The organism is Cronobacter condimenti 1330 (genome assembly GCF_001277255.1).
Taxonomy (GTDB): Bacteria; Pseudomonadota; Gammaproteobacteria; order Enterobacterales; family Enterobacteriaceae; genus Cronobacter; species Cronobacter condimenti.
The window spans coordinates 53,516-77,317 of the sequence record NZ_CP012264.1 but is presented as its reverse complement, the minus strand read 5'-3'; the positions used below and the strand labels follow the sequence as shown (position 1 = coordinate 77,317).

Here is a 23,802-nt window from a genome sequence, read left to right as displayed (position 1 = left end):
CTTAGTTTCCTTGCGGCCTTCCGTTCAGCTCGGCCAGCGTATTATCTGGCGATACCAGCAGAGTGATTTCGACTCGGCGGTTACGGGCGCGGTTTTCCGGCGTATTGTTCGGAGCGATAGGGTCCATCTCGCCACGGCCCTGCGCTCTGACGCGGCTTGGGTCGGCGAGGTGCGCCTGGAGCATTTTCTGTACCGATTCGGCGCGCTCAAGCGACAGCTCGTAGTTCGAGGCGAAACGCGCGCTGCGGATAGGCACGTTATCGCTGTAGCCCACCACGAGGATTTTGCCGCTGACGTTGTTCATCGCCTGCGCCACGCGGTCGATGACCGTTTCGTAACGGTCGCGCACCACGGTCGAGGCAGACGCGAACAGGCCGTCGCCTTTGAGGATAACGACGCTGCGATCGGCTTCGTCGCGCACCGCCACCAGGCCCGCTTCGATTTCCGGACGCAGGAAACCGCGCAGGTTAAGTACCGGCGCCACTTCGCGCGCAGGCTGCTGAACGGTGACTTCCGGCAGCGGCGTCTGGTAAATCTTCGCCAGCACCGGGCTTGTGTTATCGCCAAGCCGCCAGTTGAGAATGATAAAGAACAGGCAAGCCAGGAAACCGGCCAGCGCCACACAGGCCCACAGCGGCACCACCGGACGCCAGAGTTTACGCAACACCGGCTGATCTTCCGGATGCGGCGAGAGCGGCGGCGGGTAACTGCCGCGCACGCTGCGGATCATCTGCCACAGGCGCTGTTTGATGGTTTCGAGCTGCGTGCGGCCATTATCCATGACGCGATAGCGCCCTTCGAAACCAAGCAACAGGCAGTAGTTGATCATCTCCAGCAAGAAGATGTGCTCACGCGGGTTTTGCGACAGCCGCGCCAGCAGCTGGAAGAATTTCTCCCCGCCCCAGGTTTCGTTGTGAAACGTCACCAGCAGACCGCTGCCCGACCAGACGCCACGGCTGCCCCATGGGGTAAGCGCCGCGGCTTCATCGAGCGCCGTACAGAGGCAGTAGCGCGCGCCGACGATCACCTCGTAAGGCAGCGCCGCCTGCTGGCAGCGCACCTCAAAGCGGCGGATCTCGTCTATCAGACGCTGGCGCAGGCCTGCCTGATCTTCATGCGAAACAGAATGACGAATCTGCGGGATCGCGTTAAGCAGCGGGTTGGCCGCCGCGACCAGCGGATTATTACTGCTGGCGCCGGAAAGAATGGCATCGCTGCCGGTGGCTTGTGGTTCCATAGTGAGCGCTCGTCGTGTTATTCATTCGTACTGCGAATGGCCCAAAACTCCATATCAAGGCCCGGGAATTCACCGGCGAGATGCAGCGCAAACGCGCCAGATTTTTCCATCTCTTTCCAGAGTTCGCCGCCCTTTTCCAGTTCGAAATAGCTATAGCCGGCATGCCACGGGATCTGCGGCGGCGCGACCGGCATGGCGCGCAGCACCATACCCGGCAATTGCAGCTGCACCAGATCGCGAATTTTGGTGACCGGCGCGACTTTCATCTGCGCCGGGAAGTGCGTTTGCAGGGCCTCGCCCGGTACGTTGGCTTTCACCGCCAGCACGAAACCGAACTCGCGCACCATGTTGCTTTCCGGCACGGTGGCGACGTTGAGCCCATGCGAGCGCTCGGTGAGCGGCAGTTGAATCGCGCTCTCTTCCATCACCAGCGACAGTCCCTGGCGCAGCATCAGCGTCAGTTTGCCAAAGCAGCCCGCCAGATTGTCGTGGTCATACACCGGAAGCGTAGCGTCCGGCGCGCGCTGGGCGGTCCAGGTGGCGAGTTCGCAGGCGAACGCCAGCCAGTCGCGCCACAGGTTTTCCGGGTGCAGGAGCGGCAGCGTTTTCAGGTGCGTGACGTGCCCCAGATGGTGGTTGATGAGCGACAGCAGCATGAACTCCACCATTTCCGAGGTATTGAAACGCCCCGGCTGGCGCAGACGCTGGCTGATTTGCTGGCTGCGCTGGCCAAGCAGGCCATGCAGATCGTTCAACATGCTGTAGAGTGGGCCGTTGTTGATGGCGTTGAGCATCGGCGGAATGTAGCTGGTGTCGAGGCGCACCTGGTTGTCATTGCGCTTTTCAATCACCTGCGCGACGCCAATCGCGGTCCACTCGGCGGTCAGTTCGCTCTCCAGCATCAGCTTGAGGCGCAGGCGGCCAAACTGTACCGTCGCCGCGCCAACCGACAGCGCGTTATCGTCTTCGACTTCTTCTTCAAACGTAGCGTAGCGGGCGAGTGAATCGGCCGCCTCGCTGAAAATCACTTCTTCGCGTCCGGCGCGGCGGGCGGGCAGCGCCAGCACAACACGCTCGTGCGTCAGGTTGTCGGGAATGGCGAGCGGTGCCGGGCCGTGGCGAGGGTCGCGAAAGGCGAACGGCGTGCCGTCCGGCAGCAGACCACTGGCGTAGCTCAACGCCACGCGTCCCTGGCGCAGCATCGCCTCGTCAAATTCCAGATCAAGAAAACCCCAGAGATACGGGCGCTGCAGCGAACCCCACTCACGGATGTGGTGTTGCAGGAAACTTTCCGCACGCTGGAAGTGGTGCGGACGCAGGAACATCCCTTCGGTCCAGACCACTTTTTCTGCTTTGTTCATACTGGTGTCCTGTAAGGGCGCTGATTATTCGTTGATGACGCGGATCCCGTTGACGTCAAGAAACACCTTTGCCTCAAGCTCGTCGGATGACCATTTCCAAAATTTATAAATGCTGGAGTCACTGGGTGCAGGGAGCGGCAGCGAGATTCGCCATTTTTTACCGTCAAGCGCCTGATATTCCGCCATGACGCCGATATAGCGCGCGTCAAGCGAGCTTTGACCGCTGAGGGTTTTATCCAGCTGGCCCGGCATCAGGAAGAACTCGTCACTATTGAGCAGGTTCGCGCCCAGCACGGTCTGAGCATTGTTCTGCAGCGAATAGAAATCGGCAGACATAAAGTCAGCATCAGATTTCAGCAGCAGCACCCGGACTTTCAACGGTGCGGAATTATTAATTTGCGGGTGAGCCTGAAAATGCAGGCTGTACTGGGAAGGAACGCTGCGTGAAGACGATAAACAGCCGCTCAGCAAGGTGAGAGCGGCAAGCAAAAACGCCAGGAAGCCCTGGCGTAAAACGGTACGGTTTTTCATGAGGTGTGGCTCATTGAATCAGGATTAATCGATAACCCAGGTTCCGCTTTTGGTGTTTTTACAGGCTTTGCTGTTGCCATCCACCGTCACGCAGTTAGGTTTGGCAACTTTACGGCGCAGTTTCGGGATTTCTTTACGAACAGTTGCGTCGTAGAGATCGCTCTTCACTGCCGCGCGCAGCGGAACATAACCAATCAGTTGTTCTTCACCCTGATCGGCAATCGCCAGCCAATAGCCTTCAACCTGGCCCAGTACGTTATAGGTTTTGCCGGTTTCCAGCTGACGAACCACTTTGCCGCCGAAATCCGGACGGGTCATGACCGACGCCGGATACATCGCACGGTATTCTTCGTTAACCGGCTGGAACTCTTTAGGCGGAGTCACCGCGTGGCGGTGCGTCAGCGTGACGCCATTAACCACACTGGTCTCGATAGTGTCATCCGTAACGGCAGGAGGCGGTGCTTTACAACCAGCTACGCCTAACACAAACAGCAGGGCTAATACGATTCGCATATTCATCGATGGTTTCCGTTGCAAATATATTCTGTATACAAAGAAATAACGGCTTCTGGATTCAGGCTATGACTAAAAAATTGTCATTGCCAGGGAAGATTATGCCATTTCGGTGATGGAATTTCATTTTCTTCAGAGATAGCTACCGCACGGGCTTTACCGAAGTAAACCCGGACGTTTTACGCATATTTCTGACGCAGAGCGAGAAAATTCTACATAACCTTGATGACAATTCAACACCAGGCCTGGCGGGCATTCAGGCAAAAACAGCTGCCTGTTTAATTCAATAGCCTATTTTTAGGAATTTTCCGCAGCAGAGGTGAAAGAATTATCCGGAACGCAGTGAATATATTAGAAACCACCCATTCCTTATTCTTATATTAAGCGATTGTTTTAAAAGAACTAATTACAGGAAAGCGTAACGGTTTTATGGGGTTTCGAAGCGGTAAATAACCGGGCGGAAGGATATTAGGATTAATCTGAAAACAGATTATTGAGCAGGCACGTATATATCCAGCTACCATATTTAGTGGGTGTGAAAATGCCTGCTAAAAATCACACTACAAGATCTTAAGTAAAATTTCATTAATTAATGATGACAGCGAATAGTGCTATTGCATTTGTGTTCTTCACAGAGCCTATTTGTTAAAAACGCATAATGACAGAGCATTGCCCTTTTTTGTCATCAGGTTTTCCTTACAAACAGTACGAATTATGTCGTGCACGCCGCTTTTTCAGCCTGCCATTTTGCTACTAAAGTGAATATTATTTTGCGTGACTATTTCGATACGTGCGCGAATGTCAGCCGGGTGAAAGGCCAGGTGTGAGAGCGTAAAAACAAAAAAACCCCGCCAGAGGCGAGGTTTTTTTCAGCTACTGTTGCGGTTGGTGGCCGCAAAGCACACTGTGTTACGTCAACTGTGTAACTATACGACGAAATACGCGCGCCCGCAATTGGCGCACGGCGCAGCAGTGGCTTTTGATAAGTATGGTCCAGCTCTCTCGTTCTTGTCCAGAAAATACTGTTCATTTATACAGTATCTATCTATAATGATGTTGCTGTCACAGCGTGCGATACGGGGCCGCAATTAAACGGGCGCAATAAAAAGTCCTGGCTGAAACGGGTGGTGCCGTCAGTGCCTTAACCCCGAGAGAGCACACTGTGTTACGCCAACAAAACAACTGGCAACAGGCAGCGGAGAGGTACGCCAGTTGGTGCTCCTTTACCAGAGGAGACGCGTATGAGCGGAGTGGATCTGTTTATTCTTATCCTGAAACTCATTGTTGCAGTCCTGCAACTGCTTGATGCTGTCCTGAAGTTCCTTCGGTAACTCAGGTTCAGGCCGCACCAAAGAGGGGCGGGCAACCGCCCCTCTTTAACACGGTACATCCACCAGGAGGGAACCATGTCAGGAATCATCACTATCAGGTCTGTTACCCCGGTCGGCATCGATTTCGATCGGCTGCGTGAAGAGAGTCAGGCACTCGGCTTTAACATGCTGGACCGGCTCGCCGTCCACTGGATGGACGGCAGCAACGCCTTCTGCGCCCCCGGTGAGCAATTGCTCGGTGCGTTTCTCGGCGACGCGCTGGTCGGCGTCGGCGGACTGAATCGCTGCCCGTTCGACACGCATCCTCGCGCAGGGCGCGTGCGGCATCTTTATGTCAGCCATGCGGTACGCCGCGTGGGCGTCGGCAATCAACTTTTGAAAACCCTCGCCGATCATGCCCACAACGCTTTTGATTACCTCAATATTCGCGCGCCGGAATCCGCCTTCAGTTTTTACTTACAGGCGGGTTTTTTGCCGGTGACGCAGCATCCGCATATTACGCACCGGCTTTCCTTGCCGCTGTTCGCCTGAATACAGCGCGCCGACGCTCGGGCGCGCCAGGTATTCCCTAATGTGGCAATAAAACTTTCCGAAAAGTGTTCGTAAAAGCTGCCTGCCCGCTTTTCCTCTCGCGTGATAGCTCACTGGATAATCCCCACGCATGCGGTATATTTCTCTCGCATTTAATACCCATACAGAGATATATCCTGTTTCTTCACCTGTGCGTATCGAATAATCATGATGAGAATATTGGCTAACCGTCATTTATTAATGATGTTGATTCTGCTTGTCGCCGTCGGGCAGATGGCGCAGACGATTTATATCCCGGCTATCGCCGATATCGCGCTGGAGATGAATGTGCGTGAAGGCGCAGTGCAGAGCGTAATGGCGGCGTATCTGCTGACCTACGGCGTGTCGCAACTGATTTACGGCCCGATCTCAGACCGCGTCGGCCGCCGCCCGGTTATCCTCACGGGCCTGGTGATTTTTATCGTCGCGACGCTGGTGGCGCTGGAGGCACGCAGCCTGACGGTGCTGATTCTGGCGGGGTGTTTGCAGGGGATGGGCACTGGTGTTGGCGGCGTGATGGCGCGTACGCTGCCGCGCGATCTCTATGACGGCCCGGCGCTGCGTCATGCTAACAGCCTGCTGAATATGGGGATTCTGGTCAGCCCGCTGGTGGCCCCGCTGTTAGGCGGCCTGCTGGATACGTGGTGGGGCTGGCGCGCGTGCTTCGCGTTTCTGCTCATGCTGGCTGTGGTGGTGGCGTGTTGTATGTTCCGCTGGATGCCGGAAACCCGCCCGGTTCAGGCGCAGCGCCCGCGCCTGCTGGCAAGTTATAAACTGCTGTTCGGTACCGCGAGCTTTAACTGTTACCTGATTATGCTGGTCGCCGGGCTCGCGGGCGTTGCGGTATTTGAGGCGTGCTCCGGCGTGCTGATGGGCGCGGGGCTTGGGCTTAGCAGCCTCGCGGTGAGCGTGCTGTTTATTCTGCCTATTCCGGCGGCGTTCTTCGGCGCCTGGTTTGCAGGCCGCACGCACAAGCGCTTTACGACGCTCATGTGGCAGGCGGTGTTGAGCTGTCTTTCGGCAGGCGTGCTGATGTGGCTACCGGGGTGGCTTGGCATCATGAATATCTGGACGCTGCTTATCCCCGCCGCGCTGTTTTTCTTCGGCGCCGGGATGCTCTTTCCGCTCGCCACCAGCGGCGCGATGGAGCCGTTTCCGTTTCTGGCCGGGACCGCCGGCGCGCTGGTTGGCGGGCTACAAAACTGTGGGTCCGGGCTGCTGGCATGGTCGTCGGCGTTGCTGCCGCAGAATGGCCAGTTTAGCCTCGGGATGCTGATGACGGCGATGGGTGTGCTGATGCTGGCGTGCTGGCTGCCGCTGGCGCACCGTGAGCGGATGCCGGAGCAGACGATTTAGCATGAGCCGCATGACCCGGCGCGCTGTCTGCGACGCATGTCGGGTTTATCATCGCATCCAGCAGGGCCGCCTGGGCTGGTCGCCAGGCGCCCTCTTCCCCATCGTAAAATTGATTTGCGGCGTTCAGCGCATACGGAATCCCCGCTTTTTTCAGTTCGCAGGCCATAAAACTGGCAAAAGCGAGCGTGGCCGATGATGGCGTGGTTTTCACCGTTTGCGCTGCCGACCATCCCCCAACCCAGCTGACGTGACCGGTTTTCTGCTGCCAGCGGCGGGCGCTGTTAATACGCTCGCGTATCGCCGTCTTTTCCGCCGGTGTTCCTGAAGTCCATGGATATTTCCCGTTCGCGCGCAGCGGCCCCCACGGGAAAATATGCCACTGCGCCAGCACGTAGTGGTTGCTCTGGGGGGGCAGTTTCAACATGGCGAGATCTTCCGGTACAGCGCGAAACCGCGGCGCGACAAAAATCATCCGTTGCGCATCAACATGGTGAATGGTTTTGATCACCTCGGCATAGAGCCGGTTGAGCTGTTGCGGATTATGGTTGAGCTTGTCGGCAGGCTCGTAAATCACGTCGAACCCCAGCAGCGGGTGTTCGCTGCCGAAGTAGTTCGCCACAGCGCTCCACCAGGCCACTACCTTCGCGGCATTCTTCTCGCTCGGCTCGGCTTTAAACGCATCCGCCTGATAAGAAATAATGGGGATGATGTCGTAGCGTTCGCAGGCTTCGACAATTTTGCGCAAATGAATCAGCCGTGCTTCCGTGGCGTCGCCCGCGACCCGCACCCGCACATGACGAATGCCGCGCTGCTGGAAATCGCGTACCGCCAGCGGGTCGAACTCGCGAATGCCGCGCTCGGTACGCGCCCAGTCGACATCCATTCCCACGCCCAGCCCGGCGGCGTAGCGCTGAGCCGTCAGCGGTTCACCGGCGACGGCAGGCGTCGCGGCATGCGCGGTGGTCAAAAACAGCAGGAAAGCGAGCGGAGGCAACAGCGTTTTCATGGCGATCGTATCGGGAAGAATAATCAGAAATATGTAACACGGATCCACGCCGGACAGGTAGTGCGCCGGTGTTATCCCGTCAGTAACTGCGCCAGCGTGCGCACATGCGTGACCAGAAACAGTAGCGCCAGTGCGCAGACCGCCAGCGCAATTAAGAGCTTAGCGCGTACCTGGCCCGGTGCCGAGAAATCTTCGCGCACCAGCGCCGTCAGATGACGCCTGCGGGCGTAGGCGTAAATCAGCCCCGCAACCGCCGCAAGGCACCCCAGCGCCAGCCATAACAGCAGCCCCGCGTTGCTCCAGGCGTGGCGCAGCGCCAGCGCCAGCAGCGCGCCGTAACCGAGCAGCGTGCGTATCCAGGCAAGCGACGTGCGCTCCGGTTGCAGACCCGGATCGCGCGGGCGTGGGTTATCCGGCATAGAACACCACCAGCATGACCGCCACCGCGACCACCGCCATGACGCCGCTGATAAACGCCAGCATACGGGTGTACGGCAACGCCTGTTTCAGGCGCATCGCCTTCTCGTTGCGCAACCAGCGCAGATAGCCGTAAATGGCGAGCGATCCCGCGAAAAAACACAGCAGCATCGACACGGCTTCACGCACAACGGGTGTCGCGAAATCGGGCGCGAGCTGATCAAGCCCCACGCCCGCCGCCAGAAAGCCCAGCGCGGTGCGCACCCACGCGAGAAAGGTGCGTTCGTTCGCGAGCGAAAAGCGATAATCCGGCGCTTCGCCGATACGGGAAATTTTCATGAGGCCTCCTTGTCGCCGTGAAAGGCACGGACCGCCAGTTTACAACACCGTAGCCATTTCACGCAGCCAGCCTGGCAACACCTGCCGGTACCAGTCAATATAGCGCGCACGCTGCGGGTTCTGGCGGCGGTGCAGCAGGCCTGTCACGTCTGTTGCAATCCACGTTTTGGCGATAATCAACGGGACGAGTAAATCGACCGCCTGTGGTGCCCAGGGCGCATAACGGGCGAGAATGGCGTTAAAGTCCGCAAGGCTGCCCATGCCTTTCACCAGCGGCGCAAGATCGATAGCCGGGCTGCCGCGCCCGAAGCGCTCCCAGTCGAACAGCACCAGCTCGCCGTTATCGCGCCGTCTCCAGTTGCCCGCGTTGCTGTCACCGGAAATCAGCGTATTCGCCTCAAACAAACACGTGCTGCGCGCCGCTATTTCCCGCAGATGGGCCTGCGCATCGGCGTCGGGCGAAAGCACCTCGCACAGCAGCGCCACGTTTTCTTCTGCCAGACGATGTGGATGCAGACATGCGCCGGGGGCAGGCGTCGCGGCATGGAGCGCGCCGAGCGTACGGTAGAGCGCGTCGTCGTTTCTTAGCGCCTCCAGTGAAACCGCGTGCGGAATAAACTCCAGCCACAGCGTACCGGTTGGCGCGTCGTGTGCCAGCATCGCAGGCGTAAGGATGCCGCGCTCAGAAAGCATGCCCGCACTATCGCGATAGAACGCGATTTCTACTTCGCTCGCGCCGCGCTTTTCGATGACCGGTTTGCCGTCACGCTCGCCTTTGCGTACCTGCGCTGCGCCCATTTGCGCCAGGTTTTCCTGTGCCATGCGATCTCCGGTGTGGTTGCAAAACGTACGTTGACTATAAAACAGCGCCGGACGGCAGGCATAAAAAAGGCCCCGTTAAGGGGCCTTTTATCGTCATGCGATTACGCGTTGTCGGTTTCGCTGTGGGTCAACGCCGGACGCTCGGTATTAAGCGTACGCGGCTCGCCGATGGCGATACGCTGCGGTGCCAGCGCTTCCGGGATGTTGCGCACCAGATCGATGTGCAGCAGGCCGTTGGTGAAGCTCGCGCCGGAAACTTCCATATGGTCCGCAAGCGTAAAGCTCAGGTTAAAAGGCTGAAGCACCAGGCCCTGATGGAGCCATTTCGGTTCGTTTTCCGGTTTTACCGGCGTGCCTTTAACACGCAGCACCGTGTTTTCCAGTTCGATGTCCAGATCTTCCTGACGGAAACCGGCTAACGCAAGCGTGATGCGATAGTGGTTATCGTCGCTTTTTTCGATGTTATAGGGCGGGAAAGTCTGGCTTTCGGCGGTGCTCATCAGCGCGTTGGCCAGTTTGTCAAAACCGATCCACTGACGGAAAAATGGGGATAAATCATAGTTACGCATAGTATCTCTCCTTCATTGAAGCGAGTGAAAACGCCAGTGCGTGTACTGGCTGTGCTCCCGTTCGGCGAGCACGAGACGACAAAAAGGGGTCGCCGCGGCGGCCCCGGCGAAATTAGTTACCGATTTCGATCCGGCGCGGTTTTTTCGCTTCCGGAATGACGCGTTCCAGCTCGATGTAGAGCAGGCCATTGACCAGATTTGCGCCACGCACGAAGATGTTTTCGGCCAGCTGGAATTTGCGCTCGAAGTTACGTTCGGCGATGCCCTGGTAGAGATAGGTGCGCTCTTTCTGCTCCGGCGCGTGGGAGCCTTTCACCACCAGCAGGTTGTCCTGAGCGGTAATATCCAGCTCACTTTCTGCAAAGCCTGCCACGGCAATGGCGATACGGTAGTGGTTTTCGTCCACCAGCTCGACGTTGTATGGAGGGTAACCGCCGTTGCTCTGGCTCTGGTTGTTCTCAAGCAGATTGAAGAGACGGTCAAAACCGATGGCGGAACGATACAGCGGGGACAGGTCAAAATTACGCATACATACTCCTGAAATCAGCGAGGTTTAACATCGCCCTCCTCAAAGGACAGGCGGCTGTGGCGGGAGACCCGTTCGGCATGCTCCCTGTTTCCACAATCCAAAAATGGGTGCGACCCGGCTGTTTTCAAGGGCCGAAATCGGCCTTTTTTTGGCGATTTACATTTCTTTGCGTAGACTGGGAATAAGAGCATGTAATGCTAAACTGCGAGCGCTGCCACAGGACGGCTAAGGCGCGCTATTCATTCTGGTTCAGGGGCGTTATATCTCATGACTGACGCCTGCGATGCGACAACGTAAAAGAAGAATGAAGATGAACAATATCCTCGGGAAAATGATTTTTTGCAGCGGTGCACTGCTGCTATGTGGCTGCTCCAGCATGATGTCGCACACAGGTGGCGGCGAACAAGGGCTTTACCCCGGCACACGCGCCAGCGCGACGATGCTGTCAGACGACGAAACCAGTTGGGGGTTAAAACCGCTGGTGGCGCTCGATCTCCCCTTCACGGCTATTGCGGATACGCTGCTTATCCCGTGGGATGTTTTCCGTACCGATAAATCAGTGAGATCGCGGGTGGAAGAGAGCGAAAAAAAATCTTTCGCGATTAACTCGGTTATCCCACCCGCGCCCTGATTATCGCCCGGTTTCCGTCATCCAGATCTGGCGGAAATCTTCTGTCTCTTGCATCCAGGCGATGCGTTTTCCGTCCGGTGAAATCACCACGGCATCCGCCGAGATAACGTCGGTTTGCGCCGGCGTAAGCGGCGTGATAGCCCCTGTTTGCACCTCGCAAAGCACAATGCGGTTACGCTGCATAAACCCAATAGCCTCGCCCGACGGATGCCAGCTAAACGCTGATTCCACGCCTTCCTCACCCTGCGTAACCTGACGCGGCTCGCCGCCTGCGGGTGAAATCAGCCACAGCTGCACCACGCCACCATTGTCTTTCATAAGAAAGGCCAGCGCGGTGCCCTGCGGGTTGCTGCGCACCCAGTGACGCGGCGCGGTGGCAAGGCCCGGGTAACGACGCGTATGCGTAAATGTCAGACGACGCTGACTCACGCCTGCGGGCGGCGCGGGCAGCAGCGCGTCGGTACCTTCAAGCGGTGCCTCGCCCGGGGTTTTCCACGCGCGCTCGTCTTCCGGCAAGTCGACAATAAACAACTCAGGCGCTTTCACGCCCGCAGGCGTCAGCGTGTCACCGATAAACGCCAGCGCGCGACGTTGCCTCGTGCCGTCTGCTTTTTGATAACCATTAATACCTACCCAGCCTTCTTCATAGGCACGGTTGATATCGTCACTGCCGGGGCGCGGCGTCGGCGTGGTGCGGCTTACCAGCGCGCACCAGCGGCTGCCCGCGTATTCGCGCGGATGGGACAACGGCGGGGTCACCGGGCCAAACGGCAGCGCCACACCGACGTTGCGCAAATCAAGTGCCGGGTCACGCTCATGTAAAACGTGGTCATTGTAAGTGAAACTCAGCCACGCGCCGTCCGGGCTGAATACATGCACATGGCTGCCGCCGCGCAGCGCGCCGGGGGTGAACGGCGGCGTGATAGCCATCGCGTCGAGATTTTCAGCAACGCCGTTTTCCACCACCACGCCGCGACGATGGTGAAAGTCGTAATGCCAGGTGTCGTCAGGGTTTTCAGGGCCGTGAATAAACACATACCGCGCTGCCGTTGGGCTTACTGTCACGACGCCCACATGCGCGCCCTGTGGCGCGCGATAAATCACCTCGACCTCGCCCGTTTCCACATTGACGCGCTCAATGGTTTCACCGGTAAACGACGCGCCGGACGGACGCACGTCAAAGGCGAGCCAGCGGCTGTCCGGGGTCCAGACGTTGATATTGGTGAGCTGATGGTGACGCGGGGCGAACGTGAGCTGTTTCATCAAGAGAAAACCCTGAAGCCTGAGAGGGCCTCAGGGTAAAAGATAAATGCGGTACGGGCAATTGCCCGTCAGGGCACCGGCGTGACGAGCGGCGCCCCCGCAGACCAGGCGTTGACGTTCTCCAGCACCAGCCGCGACATCTCCCGCCGCGTTTCCCACGTCGCGCTCGCCATATGCGGCGTGATGACCACGTTGTCGCGCTGTTGCAGGGCGGCGGGCACGTTCGGCTCATCCGTGAAGACATCCAGCCCCGCGCCCGCAATCGTGCCGCTGTCCAGCGCCGCCATCAGCGCGGTCTCATCCACCACGCTGCCGCGCCCAACGTTTATCAGCATGCCCTGCGGCCCGAGCGCCGCCAGCACTGCCGCATTGACCACGCCGCGTGTCGCGTCGCCGCCAGGCGCGCAGAGCATCAGGAAATCGCTCTCCTGCGCCAGCTCGCGTAAATCCGGCACAAAAGGGTACGGCAATGCAGGCTGCGCATGGCGGCTGGTATAGCGGATTGTCATATCGAACGCCTGCGCGCGACGGGCGATGGCCTGGCCGATGCGGCCCATGCCGAAGATACCGAGCCGCGCGCCAGACACCTTACGCGTCCACGGAAAGCTGCCGTGCACCCAGCCGCCCTGCTCGATAAACCGCTGGGCGCTGACAATTCTGCGTGACGTGGCGAGCATCAGGCCGATGGCGAGGTCTGCCACATCGTCGGTCAGAACGCCTGGTGTGTGCGTAACGGCGATGCCGCGATCCCGCGCCGCCGCCACGTCCACCCCGTCATAGCCGACGCCAAACACCGCAATCAGTCTGAGCGCAGGCAGCGTCGCGATAAACTCACGCGTCACCACGGCCTCGCCGTTGGTCACCAGTACCGTGACCTCCCCCGCTATCGTGGCAAATTCGCGGTTTGTCATGCTGGCGTATTCGCAAAGCGTATACCGCTCGCGCAATGCGTCGGTAAGCGCATCCGGCAGATAAGCGTGTTTCAGGACGGTCTGTTTCATCGTGACTCCTGTTTCAGTGAGGCCGGTTGCTGCGGCGCGCCGGGGCGGGCTGGGCGTGACACCAGCACACCGATAATACCGCCGAGGATCAGCGCGACCGCCACGATCAGCAGCCCATAATGGTAACTGTCCGTGGCGTCTTTGATTTTGCCGAGTATCGGCGGCAGGCCGAGGCCGACAAAATTCGCCACGGTATTGATAAACGCGATGGATGCCGCAGCCGCAACACCTGCCAGCTTCTCGGTCGTTACTGCCCAGAAAATCGGCGTCAGCGCGAAGTTAAAACCTACGGTCAACACCAGCAGCCCATAGGCCACCAGCAGGTTGCTGGAATAGATAGCGATCGCAAGCGACACGCCGGAGATAATCAGCGGCAACCCCAGATGCCAGGCGCGTTCATGGGTGGTGTCGGAATGACGACCATTGAGATACATAAACACGCAGGCGGCGATAAACGGCACGGCGGAAAGCAAACTCACCACAATGTTGCTCTGATCGCTTGCCATGCTTTTGATAATCAACGGCAGAAACAGCGTAATGCCGATAGAGCCAAACGCCTGCAGGAACCAGACCAGGCTTAGCAGCAGGACGGTTTTGTTTTTCAGCGCGCTGGTCCAGCTATGGTGTTTACCCACTTCCACACTGGCGTTATCGCGCTCAAGCTGCGTCTTCAGCCAGTTTTTTTGTTCACCGGAGAGCCACGGCGCGTGATCCGGCGTCTGCGGCAGACGCCACAACACCATAATGCCAAGCACGATGGCGGGAATGCCTTCAAGGGCAAACAACCAGCGCCACCCGGCAATGTCCGCGATGCCGTGCATATTAAGGATCGAGCCTGAAATCGGCAGGCCGATAATCGAGGCCATCACTGATCCCATATAAAAGAAGGACATCGCCCGCGCGCGGTTGCTCTTCGGGAACCAGCAGGAGATGTAATAGATTATGCCCGGTGTGAACCCCGCCTCCGCCATGCCGAGTAAGAAACGCATGACATAGAGCTGCGTCGGCGTCTGCACCAGCGACATCCCTGCACTGACGATCCCCCAGGTGATCATAATGCGGGCGATCCAGATGCGCGCGCCCACCTTCGTCATGATGACGTTGCTCGGGATTTCAAAAATGATGTAGGAGATGTAGAACATCCCGACGCCCAGGCCGTACATGCTGGCGCTCAGGCCGAGATCGGCGTTCATTTGCAGCGCCGCGATAGAGATGTTGGTTTTATCGAGGTTAGCGACAAAGTAACAGAGGATAATAAACGGGATTATCTTCGCGTTAAGCTGCCGCAGGGTGGTCGAGTACAGATCGGTATGCATAGCAGAACCCTCGTCGCCTGCCGTGGCATCCCCGGCAGGTTTATGGTTGTTATTATGTAATTCTCAACGCGCGCCGGTTACCGGCGGCGCGCTGGCTGCGCATTCCGTCGCGGGCGTCCCTGCCTTCCGTTATGGGCCTTAGCCCACGCGTTTCACCTCCCCGACCAGCAGGATGTAAGAGAGTGCGCCAATCAGCGCCACAACTGAGATGTAAACCAGCGCCGGGCCAAAACCGTAATCCTGCGCCAGATAGCCAATCACCAGCGGCACCGTGATGCCGCCCAGCCCGCCAACGAAGTTGAACATGCCGCCGGTCAGGCCAATCAGGCGCATCGGGGCAAGCGACGAGACCAGCGACCAGGTGATGGAGGCAAAGCCGTTGCCGAAAAAGGCAAGCGCCATCAGCACCACAATCCATGTCGGGTCGTTGGTGTAGTTCGCGCCCATGATGCAGGTGGAGATCAGCAGTCCGCAGATGATTGGCGTTTTACGCGCCACGCCAAGCGAATAGCCTTTGCGCACCAGACGGTCAGCCACCCAGCCGGAAAGCAGCACGCCAACGAACGCGGCGAGGAACGGCACGGTCGTCATAAAGCCCGCCTTGAGCGCCGTGATGCCTTTTTCCTGCGTCAGGTAGTTCGGAAACCAGGTGAGGAAGAACCAGAGCGTCGAGGTGACCGCGAACTGACCGAGATAGACGCCAACCAGTTTGCGATGGAACACCAGTTTCCAGTCGGCGCGGGAGAGGGGCTGGCGCTCCGCTTTGGCGGCTGGCGCGTCGCCATCGACCAGTCCTCCGCCGTCGCGGATGTAATCAAGCTCCGTCTGGCTTAAGCTTTTAGTCAGTCGCGGCGGCTGGTAAACCTTAAACCAGACCAGCGACCAGATAATCCCAATCCCGCCGGTGATGATAAATACCCAGTGCCAGCTCAGCAGCTCCTGGATCCAGATGAGCAGCGGTGTGAGAAACGCGAGGCCGACAAATTGCCCCGAGGTATAAAAGCCAACCGCCGAGGCGCGCTCATGTTCCGGGAACCAGCTGGTGACCATACGGTTATTGGTCGGGAATGCGGGCGCTTCGAACACGCCGGTGATGGCACGAAGACCAATCAGCGAGAGCAGTCCGGTCGCGAAGCCCTGAAAGAGCGTCGCCACTGACCAGCCGAAAATCGCGATAAAATAGGTCAGGCGCGAGCCAACACGGTCAAGAAACCAGCCGCCGGGGATCTGGCAGAGCGTATAAAGCCAGGCGAAGGCGGAAAAGACGTAGCCCATTTCCGCTTTACTGATGCCAAATTCCTCCTGAATATGCGCCGACGCCACCGCTAAATTGGCGCGATCGACATAACAGATAACCACGGTAATAAATATCATCGCGAGCGTCAGATAACGACGACGCCCCGGTTTTGCAGCCGTTACAGAAATATCCATCACGTTCTGTCTCCAGAATAAGGCATAGCGAGGCACCTCACCATGCCCTTTAAAATACAGAGGGTGTGTTTTTATATTGGATTTATCGCCCGGTGGGCCGGGCCTACAACAGAGTTTTTATTTAATGATTCTGCGCAGCGCTAAATAATTCGCGTTGAGGGAAGGCGGCAGGTTTACGAATCCCCGGGAGCTTACTGAAGTAAGTGCCCGGTGTGAGGAAACGCAGCCAACGCCGTTGCAGCGCGAAATATGACGGGCATTACCATTCGGCGACGGAGCCATCGGCATGCCGCCACAACGGATTACGCCAGTCGGCGCATTGTTGGCTGCGCGCAATCACCTGCTCTTCGTCGATCTCAACGCCAAGACCCGGTTTCATCAACGGCTGGAAATAACCACCTTCCATTTTGAAATCGTCTTTATTTTTTACAAAATCAAGCAGTTCGGCGCCCTGGTTGTAGTGAATGCCCATGCTCTGCTCCTGGAATACCGCATTGCGCGAGACAAAATCGACATGCAGGCAGGCCGCGAGCGCAATCGGGCCAAGTGGACAGTGCGGGGCAAGCCCGACGTCGTAAGCCTCGGCCATCGCCGCGATCTTCATGCATTCGGTAATACCGCCCGCATGGGATAAATCGGGTTGCAGAATCGCAAGACCGCCGGCCTCCAGCACGCGTTTAAATTCAAAGCGCGAGAACATTCTTTCGCCTGCGGCAATCGGAATATGCGTTTGTGCGGCAAGACGCGGATAATATTCCGCCTGTTCGGCTAATACCGGCTCTTCAATAAATAATGGGCGATAAGCTTCCAGTTCTTTAATTAATACTTTTGCCATCGGCGCGCTGACGCGGCCATGGAAATCGAGACCAAACTCTATTTCGCTGCCGAATTCATCGCGAATTTGCGCCACGGTATTGACCGCCGCATCGACTTTGCGCGAGTCATCAATAATCCCTAACTCTTCGCAGCCATTTAATTTAAAGGTGTCGAAGCCTATCTGGCGCAGCGTTTTAATACCGGCGATCACTTCCGCCGGACGGTCGCCGCCAACCCAGCTGTACGCTTTGATTTTGTCGCGCACCAGCCCGCCCATCAGTTGCCATACCGGCGCATTGAGCACTTTGCCTTTAATATCCCATAGCGCCTGGTCGATACCCGCGATGGCGCTCATCAGGATCGGGCCACCGCGATAAAAACCGCCGCGATACATCACCTGCCATAAGTCGTTGATGCGGGCCGGATCCTGGCCAATCAGGTATTCGCCCAGCTCATGCACCGCCGCCTCGACCGTGCGAGCACGCCCCTCAATAACCGGCTCGCCCCATCCGACCACGCCTTCATCCGTCTCAATCTTGAGAAACATCCAGCGGGGCGGTAAACGGTACGTCGTTAGTTTGGTAATTTTCATTGCACTGCCTCTCGATACGCCTTAACAAATGCTTTCGCCTGCGCGGCCGTGCGCTCAACCGGCTGTCCGGCACGGTAAAGATCGCTGCCAAGCCCGGCGCCCGCGCAGCCCGCTTTCAGCCACACCGCCAGGTTTTCCGGCGTGACGCCGCCGACCGCAAAGACCGGGATGTCCGGCGGCAGGACGGCTTTTAACGCCTTGATGTAGTCAGGACCGAAGGCGGAAGACGGGAAAATTTTCAGCGCCTGCGCGCCTGCCTCAATGGCGGTGAACGCCTCGGTCGCCGTGGCGCAGCCGGGGCAGACGGTCATGCCGTAACCCACCGCGCGTTTGATGACGTCAGGCTGAATGTTCGGTGTGACGATAAGCTTGCAGCCCATCTGCGCCAGTTCGTCGACCTGCTCCGGCTTCAGTACCGTGCCCGCGCCAATCAGCGCGCGCTCGCCGAATGCCTTCACCAGCATCGGCAAGCTCTCCTGCCACTGCGGCGAGTTAAGCGGGATCTCTACCGCGTCGAAACCGGCGTCGAGCACCGCGGCGACATGCGCTTCGGCTTCCGGCGGGGTAACGCCGCGTAAGATTGCGATAAGAGGGAGATCAGTGTGCCACTGCATGAGCGAGACTCCTTATGCCTGCCTGAAATGCGTGGTCGCCCTCAAGCGTCCGGGCCGTGTACCCCAGCAGCGTCAGCGCGCGCTGGTAACGGCTCGCAAGCGAAGGACTGGCGACCAGCGTGAGGGGCTGCTGGCGGTCTGGCTGCCAGTGACGAACCTGGCTTGCCACTTCATTGCCAATCAGCAACCCGGAAAGGAATTCAGAGACGTGTTCGCGCGCAAGCGTGCCCAGGACATGGGCGGCGCGCACTTCGAACAGGCGCGCCAGCGGCGCATCGGTAGCCACGCCCTGCTCAAGGCCCGCCTGAAAGGCGTCGGCGTCCGGCTGCTGTTCAGGCAGGCCCGCGCCGATAAGCGAATGGGTCAAGAGAAGATGGTGCAGTTCGCCGGTCATGACGGTGCGAAAGTCGCTGACCTGCGCATCGTCGGCCTGCACCCATTTACAGTGCGTGCCGGGCATGATGTAGAGCGGTGCCGCCGCAAGCTCACGGGCACCCAGCAGTTGGGTTTCTTCGCCACGCATGACGTTGAGGTTATCGTCACGCGTCACGCACAGACCGGGAATGATAAAAACGTCGGGCGCCACAGTCGTGAGCTGGCTGCCGATATCGGCAAACCGCGCCGGACAAGGCAAATAAGGGGCGATTTTCCAGCCTGCATTGCTGCCGACCATGCCCGCCATGACAACAGGCGTGGCGTCATCGCGCCAGCCTTCGGTCACCTGCGCTAACACCGCGTCGGGGGTTCTGCCGTTAAGGCGGGTAACGCCCGCCTCCGATTGCCTGCTTTTAAGGCACTTTTCGTCCTGATAAAGCCAGGCACGAAGATTCGTGGAACCCCAGTCGATAGCGATGTAGCGAGATGTCATGTGATTTCCTTAAGCCTTTTTGTCGAGCTTGCGATCATGGTTAATGCCGCCTGCTCTGCCGCCTCGCCGTCCTGATGCCGTATCGCATCGAACAGCGCCTTATGTTCCTGGAGCGTTTTCGGCATGTTGGCCTCATCGCCCATCCAGGTGCGTTCAAACACGGCCCGTTGCAGAGAGCTGATAGCCACGCTGAGCTGTTGCAGCACCGGGTTATGTACCGCCTCAAGCACCGCCTCGTGATAGCGGATGTCTGCTTCGTTAAAGGCGTCGCGATCCTGGTTGTTGGCAATCATGTCGTTGAGCGCCGCCTCGATACGTGCCAGATCGCTCGACGTGGCGCGCTCCGCCGCCCAGCGGGCAATGGCGGGTTCGACCAGATTGCGCACCTCGCTCATGGAGGCGATAAGGCGCGGGTCATCGTCATGTTCCAGCACCCATTGCAACACCTCGGTGTCGAGGTAGTTCCACTGGTTACGCGGTGCGACAAAAGCCCCGCGATAACGTTTCATCTCAATCAGCCGCTTCGCCATCAGCGAGCGATAGACTTCGCGGATGATATTGCGCGACGTTTCAAACTCGTCGCACAACTCGGCTTCGGCAGGCAGCGACGCGCCTGGTGCATATTTTCCGCCGACAATCTGGCGGCCCAGCGTAACGATGATGCGGTCGGTTTTGGTCATGCTTTGGGTTCCTTTCACGCGAGGTTTCTTCGCTTACTTTACCCTGACCGCCGATTTTCGCCGCATTTTTGAAGTACAACCGTGACGCGGGTGGCCGTGCTGATGGGTTCAATGTAGTACAATCAATGTTGGTTGTACTACAATTTAGATCACAAAAACGACAAAAGGATATATCGGAGCACAGTAACAGACAGCGATTCATTACCCAGAATAATGATGTAAAGGCGTGGCGAAGGGCGGAAAAACAGCAAGAAAAAGGCGCGAAAATTCAGGAAAACGCCCACAGGGCGTTGAAAGGCGGGACAGGGAGAATGGCGACGGCGCGTGAATATTGTAGCTTTGCGCGGCGGATAGATACACGGAATGTGGTGAAGCAGAAAGAAGGAAGCCATGAAACAGCGGCGAGGTACTCTGTTCTGACGCGCCGTCTGATGAACAGACGGCGCGTTAATGATTTACCTTAACGCAGGGCAAATTTCTCAATCGCGTAGGCAACACCGTCTTCCAGGTTCGAGCGGGTCACGACATTCGCGGCCTCTTTCACCGCATCGATGGCGTTCTCCATCGCCACGCCAATGCCCGCATACTCCAGCATCGCAATGTCATTTTCCTGGTCCCCTATCGCCATCACTTCTTCAGGCTGGATGTGCAATACATCGGCCAGCGACTTCACACCTGTGCCTTTGGTGACGCGCTTATCGAGGATTTCAAGAAAGTACGGCGCGCTTTTCAGCACGGTGTATTTCTCTTTCACTTCTTGCGGAATGCGCGTGATGGCTTTGTCGAGGATCTCCGGCTCGTCGATCATCATGACCTTCAGGAAGGTTTTGTTCGGGTCCATTTTTTCCGGCTCGCAGAACACCAGCGGAATAGTGGCGACAAAAGATTCATGAACGGTATAGCGGCTGATATCGCGATTCGCGGTATAGAGCGTGGTGCGGTCCAGCGCGTGGAAATGCGACCCCACCTCGCGCGAAAGTTGCTCCAGGTAACGGTAATCGTCATAGCTGAGCGGCGTTTGCGCGACGGTGCTGCCATCGCTCGCCTTCTGCACCAGCGCGCCGTTATACGTGATGCAGTAATCGCCGGGTTTATCCATATGCAGCTCGCGCAGATAACTTTCCACGCCAGCGTAAGGACGGCCGGTTGTCAGCACCACATTGATGCCTTGTTCACGGGCCGCAGCGATAGCGTTTTTCACGCCGGGTGAAATGGTGTGATCGGGCAGCAGTAACGTGCCATCCATGTCGATTGCAATAAGTTTGATAGCCATGAGGTCCTCTGCATAAATGAGTCTTTTCGCATGCTAACGCGATTCCGCTCAAAAAACAGTAGCAGCCAGGAGGAGAAAAGGGGATGGATCTGCAGGGAAAATGCCGGTTAAGGCAGGCGCATGTCAGGGTGGACGCGCTGCGCTTATTCTCTACGACATAACATTCTACGTCGCATGCAGGCCGGATAAGCAAAGCGCCACCCGCCGTCAGGGATGATTAAAAGAAAAGGTGGGTACGCTGCACGCACCCACCTTACAAAACGACATTCTGCGTCGTACGCCAGGCGGGTCAGCAACGCGCTACCCGCCATCAGGCGTTATCAGATATCGATGTTCGCCGCTTTCAGGGCGTTTTCTTCGATAAAGGCGCGACGCGGTTCAACAGCATCGCCCATTAACGTCGTAAAGAGCTGATCGGCAGCGATGGCGTCTTTTACGGTGACGCGCAGCATACGGCGGCTTTCCGGATCCATTGTGGTTTCCCACAGCTGCTCCGGGTTCATCTCGCCGAGACCTTTATAACGCTGAATAGAGAGACCGCGACGGGACTCTTTCACCAGCCAGTCCAGTGCCTGTTCAAAGCTCGCTACCGGTTGACGGCGTTCGCCGCGCTCGATAAACGCATCTTCTTCAATCAGACCGCGGAGCTTCTCGCCGAGCGTGCAGAGACGACGGTATTCGCCACCGGTCACGAACTCATGATCGAGCGGGTAATCGGTGTCAACGCCGTGCGTACGCACACGCACGACCGGCTCGAAACGACGCGTTTCAGCGTTTTCGCGAATATCGTATTTCCATACGCTACCGTGCTGCTCGTTGTCATTAAGCGTCGTGATAAGCGCAGAGACCCAGCGGGTCACGGTCGCTTCATCCGCAAGCGCCGCTTCCGACAGCGTCGGCTGATAAACCAGCTCTTTTAGCAGCGCGCGTGGATAGCGACGCTCCATGCGGTTGATCATCTTCTGGGCGCCGTTGTACTCAGACACCAGTTTCTCCAGCGCTTCACCGGCGATAGCAGGCGCGCTTTCGTTGGCATGCAGCGTCGCGCCGTCAAGTGCGATAGAAATCTGGTACTGATCCATCGCCTCGTCGTCCTTGATGTACTGTTCTTGTTTCCCTTTCTTCACTTTGTAGAGCGGCGGCTGCGCGATATACACATGGCCACGCTCAATGATTTCCGGCATCTGGCGGTAGAAGAAGGTCAACAGCAGCGTACGGATGTGCGAGCCATCGACGTCCGCATCGGTCATGATGATGATGCTGTGATAGCGCAGCTTGTCCGGGTTGTACTCGTCGCGACCGATGCCGCAGCCGAGCGCGGTGATAAGCGTCGCCACTTCCTGGGAGGAGAGCATTTTGTCAAAGCGCGCTTTCTCCACGTTCAGGATTTTCCCTTTCAGCGGCAGAATCGCCTGATTCTTACGGTTACGGCCCTGTTTAGCAGAACCGCCCGCGGAGTCCCCTTCCACCAGGTAGAGTTCAGAATGCGCCGGGTCGCGTTCCTGACAGTCCGCCAGTTTGCCAGGCAGACCCGCCAGATCCAGTGCGCCTTTACGACGCGTCATTTCACGCGCTTTACGGGCAGCTTCACGGGCGCGCGCAGCGTCGATGATTTTGCCGACCACGATTTTGGCATCAGACGGATTTTCCAGCAGGTATTCCGCCAGCAGTTCGTTCATCTGCTGCTCAACCGCCGATTTCACTTCGGAGGAAACCAGTTTGTCTTTGGTCTGAGAGGAGAATTTCGGGTCCGGCACTTTCACGGAGACGACCGCAATCAGCCCTTCGCGCGCGTCATCGCCGGTGGCGCTGACTTTCGCTTTTTTGCTGTAGCCTTCTTTATCCATGTAGGCGTTCAGCGTACGGGTCATCGCCGCACGGAAGCCTGCCAGGTGCGTACCGCCGTCGCGCTGCGGGATGTTGTTAGTAAAGCAGTAGATGTTTTCCTGGAAGCCGTCGTTCCATTGCAGCGCCACTTCCACGCCAATCCCGTCTTTCTCGGTAGAGAAATAGAAGATGTTCGGGTGGATCGGCGTTTTGTTCTTGTTGAGGTACTCAACGAACGCCTTAATGCCGCCTTCGTAATGGAAGTGATCCTGTTTGCCGTCGCGTTTATCCACCAGACGAATAGAAACGCCGGAGTTCAGGAACGAGAGTTCGCGCAGGCGCTTTGCCAGGATGTCATATTCAAATTCAGTGACGTTGGTAAAGGTTTCGTGGCTTGGCCAGAAGCGAACCTGCGTACCGGTCTGTTCGGTATCGCCGGTCACGGCCAGCGGCGCTTGCGGTACGCCGTGCACGTAAGTCTGCTGGTGGATTTTGCCTTCGCGGCGAATCACCAGTTCCAGTTTCTGCGACAGGGCGTTCACCACGGATACGCCTACGCCGTGCAGACCGCCGGAGACTTTATAGGAGTTATCGTCAAACTTACCGCCTGCGTGCAGAACGGTCATGATAACTTCCGCTGCCGAAACGCCTTCTTCCGGGTGAATACCGGTCGGAATGCCGCGCCCGTCATCCGTTACCGAAACGGAGTTGTCGGCATGGATGGTCACGACGATATCTTTACAGTGACCCGCGAGCGCTTCGTCGATAGCGTTATCTACCACCTCGAATACCATGTGGTGCAGACCGGTGCCGTCATCCGTGTCGCCGATATACATACCCGGGCGCTTACGCACCGCATCCAGCCCTTTCAGGACTTTGATACTGGAGGAGTCATAAGAATTCGACATC

General features: G+C 57.8%; 23 protein-coding genes and 1 pseudogene. 4 read left to right on the top strand and 20 right to left on the bottom strand.

Going from position 1 to position 23,802, the window contains the following annotated elements; genetic code table 11:
• Nucleotide 1: 1 nt before the first annotated feature.
• The 4 genes from AFK62_RS00390 to AFK62_RS00375 are packed head-to-tail and all read right to left on the bottom strand — an operon-like array spanning nucleotide 2 to nucleotide 3,648.
• A complete protein-coding gene (locus AFK62_RS00390) occupies nucleotides 2–1,237 on the bottom strand; it encodes a DotU family type VI secretion system protein (protein ID WP_007674770.1) in 1,236 nt (411 codons plus the stop codon).
• 17 nt (nucleotides 1,238–1,254) lie between these two features.
• Nucleotides 1,255–2,598 carry a type VI secretion system baseplate subunit TssK gene (gene tssK / locus AFK62_RS00385; RefSeq protein ID WP_007674768.1) on the bottom strand — a complete coding sequence of 448 codons (1,344 nt, stop codon included), beginning with the start codon at nucleotides 2,596–2,598 and terminating at the stop codon, nucleotides 1,255–1,257.
• 24 nt (nucleotides 2,599–2,622) lie between these two features.
• Nucleotides 2,623–3,129 carry a type VI secretion system lipoprotein TssJ gene (gene tssJ, locus AFK62_RS00380; protein WP_007674764.1) on the bottom strand — a complete coding sequence of 169 codons (507 nt, stop codon included), beginning with the start codon at nucleotides 3,127–3,129 and terminating at the stop codon, nucleotides 2,623–2,625.
• Nucleotides 3,130–3,153: 24 nt separating this feature from the next.
• Nucleotides 3,154–3,648: a YdgH/BhsA/McbA family protein gene (locus AFK62_RS00375; protein ID WP_007674762.1), complete on the bottom strand. Its 495-nt coding sequence runs from the start codon at nucleotides 3,646–3,648 to the stop codon at nucleotides 3,154–3,156.
• Between the two features lie 1,235 nt (nucleotides 3,649–4,883).
• Here AFK62_RS00375 and tisB point away from each other — a divergent pair.
• The 3 genes from tisB to emrD all read left to right on the top strand — a co-directional run bounded on the left by tisB (nucleotide 4,884) and on the right by emrD (nucleotide 6,899).
• The gene (gene tisB, locus AFK62_RS00370; protein ID WP_032803729.1) at nucleotides 4,884–4,973 is read left to right on the top strand and encodes a type I toxin-antitoxin system toxin TisB; all 90 of its coding nucleotides are present in this window, start codon (nucleotides 4,884–4,886) and stop codon (nucleotides 4,971–4,973) included.
• Between the two features lie 75 nt (nucleotides 4,974–5,048).
• A complete protein-coding gene (locus AFK62_RS00365) occupies nucleotides 5,049–5,504 on the top strand; it encodes a GNAT family N-acetyltransferase (RefSeq protein ID WP_007674760.1) in 456 nt (151 codons plus the stop codon).
• Nucleotides 5,505–5,714: 210 nt separating this feature from the next.
• Nucleotides 5,715–6,899 carry a multidrug efflux MFS transporter EmrD gene (emrD, locus tag AFK62_RS00360; protein WP_032984502.1) on the top strand — a complete coding sequence of 395 codons (1,185 nt, stop codon included), beginning with the start codon at nucleotides 5,715–5,717 and terminating at the stop codon, nucleotides 6,897–6,899.
• Here emrD and AFK62_RS00355 read toward each other — a convergent pair.
• From AFK62_RS00355 to ibpA, 6 genes are all read right to left on the bottom strand, one after another.
• The gene (locus tag AFK62_RS00355; protein WP_071884414.1) at nucleotides 6,802–7,905 is read right to left on the bottom strand and encodes a cellulase family glycosylhydrolase; all 1,104 of its coding nucleotides are present in this window, start codon (nucleotides 7,903–7,905) and stop codon (nucleotides 6,802–6,804) included. The two genes, emrD and AFK62_RS00355, sit on opposite strands and share 98 nt — an antisense overlap.
• A gap of 71 nt (nucleotides 7,906–7,976) precedes the next feature.
• Complete coding sequence (locus AFK62_RS00350) at nucleotides 7,977–8,324, bottom strand: DUF202 domain-containing protein (protein WP_007674758.1); 348 nt, start codon at nucleotides 8,322–8,324, stop codon at nucleotides 7,977–7,979.
• Nucleotides 8,314–8,661 (bottom strand): YidH family protein, encoded by a 348-nt coding sequence (locus tag AFK62_RS00345; RefSeq protein WP_007674756.1) that lies wholly within the window; start codon nucleotides 8,659–8,661, stop codon nucleotides 8,314–8,316. The genes AFK62_RS00350 and AFK62_RS00345 overlap by 11 nt, the downstream gene beginning before the upstream one ends.
• A gap of 39 nt (nucleotides 8,662–8,700) precedes the next feature.
• The gene (locus tag AFK62_RS00340; protein WP_007674753.1) at nucleotides 8,701–9,483 is read right to left on the bottom strand and encodes a phosphotransferase; all 783 of its coding nucleotides are present in this window, start codon (nucleotides 9,481–9,483) and stop codon (nucleotides 8,701–8,703) included.
• A 101-nt stretch (nucleotides 9,484–9,584) separates the two neighbouring features.
• Entirely contained in the window at nucleotides 9,585–10,052 is a 468-nt protein-coding gene (gene ibpB, locus AFK62_RS00335; RefSeq protein ID WP_007674751.1) for a small heat shock chaperone IbpB, read from the bottom strand.
• Nucleotides 10,053–10,164: 112 nt separating this feature from the next.
• Nucleotides 10,165–10,581, bottom strand: coding sequence for a small heat shock chaperone IbpA (gene ibpA, locus AFK62_RS00330; protein WP_007674749.1), 417 nt, complete (start codon nucleotides 10,579–10,581; stop codon nucleotides 10,165–10,167).
• A 304-nt stretch (nucleotides 10,582–10,885) separates the two neighbouring features.
• Between ibpA and AFK62_RS00325 the strand changes: the two genes are divergently transcribed.
• Nucleotides 10,886–11,212, top strand: coding sequence for a YceK/YidQ family lipoprotein (locus tag AFK62_RS00325; RefSeq protein WP_032984498.1), 327 nt, complete (start codon nucleotides 10,886–10,888; stop codon nucleotides 11,210–11,212).
• Here AFK62_RS00325 and AFK62_RS00320 read toward each other — a convergent pair whose 3' ends face one another.
• The 10 genes and pseudogenes from AFK62_RS00320 to gyrB all read right to left on the bottom strand — a co-directional run bounded on the left by AFK62_RS00320 (nucleotide 11,213) and on the right by gyrB (nucleotide 23,801).
• Entirely contained in the window at nucleotides 11,213–12,475 is a 1,263-nt protein-coding gene (locus AFK62_RS00320; RefSeq protein WP_007674747.1) for a DUF3748 domain-containing protein, read from the bottom strand.
• A 68-nt stretch (nucleotides 12,476–12,543) separates the two neighbouring features.
• Nucleotides 12,544–13,476, bottom strand: a complete 933-nt coding sequence (locus tag AFK62_RS00315; protein WP_007674746.1) for a 2-hydroxyacid dehydrogenase — start codon at nucleotides 13,474–13,476, stop codon at nucleotides 12,544–12,546.
• Nucleotides 13,473–14,792, bottom strand: coding sequence for an MFS transporter (locus tag AFK62_RS00310; RefSeq protein ID WP_007674743.1), 1,320 nt, complete (start codon nucleotides 14,790–14,792; stop codon nucleotides 13,473–13,475). The genes AFK62_RS00315 and AFK62_RS00310 overlap by 4 nt, the downstream gene beginning before the upstream one ends.
• A gap of 138 nt (nucleotides 14,793–14,930) precedes the next feature.
• Nucleotides 14,931–16,267: pseudogene (locus tag AFK62_RS00305) on the bottom strand (MFS transporter).
• A 215-nt stretch (nucleotides 16,268–16,482) separates the two neighbouring features.
• The gene (dgoD, locus tag AFK62_RS00300) at nucleotides 16,483–17,631 is read right to left on the bottom strand and encodes a galactonate dehydratase (protein ID WP_007674737.1); all 1,149 of its coding nucleotides are present in this window, start codon (nucleotides 17,629–17,631) and stop codon (nucleotides 16,483–16,485) included.
• Nucleotides 17,628–18,245: a 2-dehydro-3-deoxy-6-phosphogalactonate aldolase gene (locus AFK62_RS00295; RefSeq protein ID WP_053531654.1), complete on the bottom strand. Its 618-nt coding sequence runs from the start codon at nucleotides 18,243–18,245 to the stop codon at nucleotides 17,628–17,630. The genes dgoD and AFK62_RS00295 overlap by 4 nt, the downstream gene beginning before the upstream one ends.
• A complete protein-coding gene (locus AFK62_RS00290) occupies nucleotides 18,229–19,113 on the bottom strand; it encodes a 2-dehydro-3-deoxygalactonokinase (protein WP_007674732.1) in 885 nt (294 codons plus the stop codon). Before AFK62_RS00290 ends, AFK62_RS00295 begins: the two co-directional genes overlap by 17 nt.
• Nucleotides 19,110–19,793, bottom strand: a complete 684-nt coding sequence (gene dgoR / locus AFK62_RS00285) for a D-galactonate utilization transcriptional regulator DgoR (protein WP_007674729.1) — start codon at nucleotides 19,791–19,793, stop codon at nucleotides 19,110–19,112. The genes AFK62_RS00290 and dgoR overlap by 4 nt, the downstream gene beginning before the upstream one ends.
• A 460-nt stretch (nucleotides 19,794–20,253) precedes the next feature.
• Nucleotides 20,254–21,066, bottom strand: a complete 813-nt coding sequence (yidA, locus tag AFK62_RS00275; RefSeq protein WP_007674724.1) for a sugar-phosphatase — start codon at nucleotides 21,064–21,066, stop codon at nucleotides 20,254–20,256.
• A 320-nt stretch (nucleotides 21,067–21,386) separates the two neighbouring features.
• The gene (gene gyrB, locus AFK62_RS00270; protein WP_007674721.1) at nucleotides 21,387–23,801 is read right to left on the bottom strand and encodes a DNA topoisomerase (ATP-hydrolyzing) subunit B; all 2,415 of its coding nucleotides are present in this window, start codon (nucleotides 23,799–23,801) and stop codon (nucleotides 21,387–21,389) included.
• Between the last annotated feature and the right edge of the window lies 1 nt (nucleotide 23,802).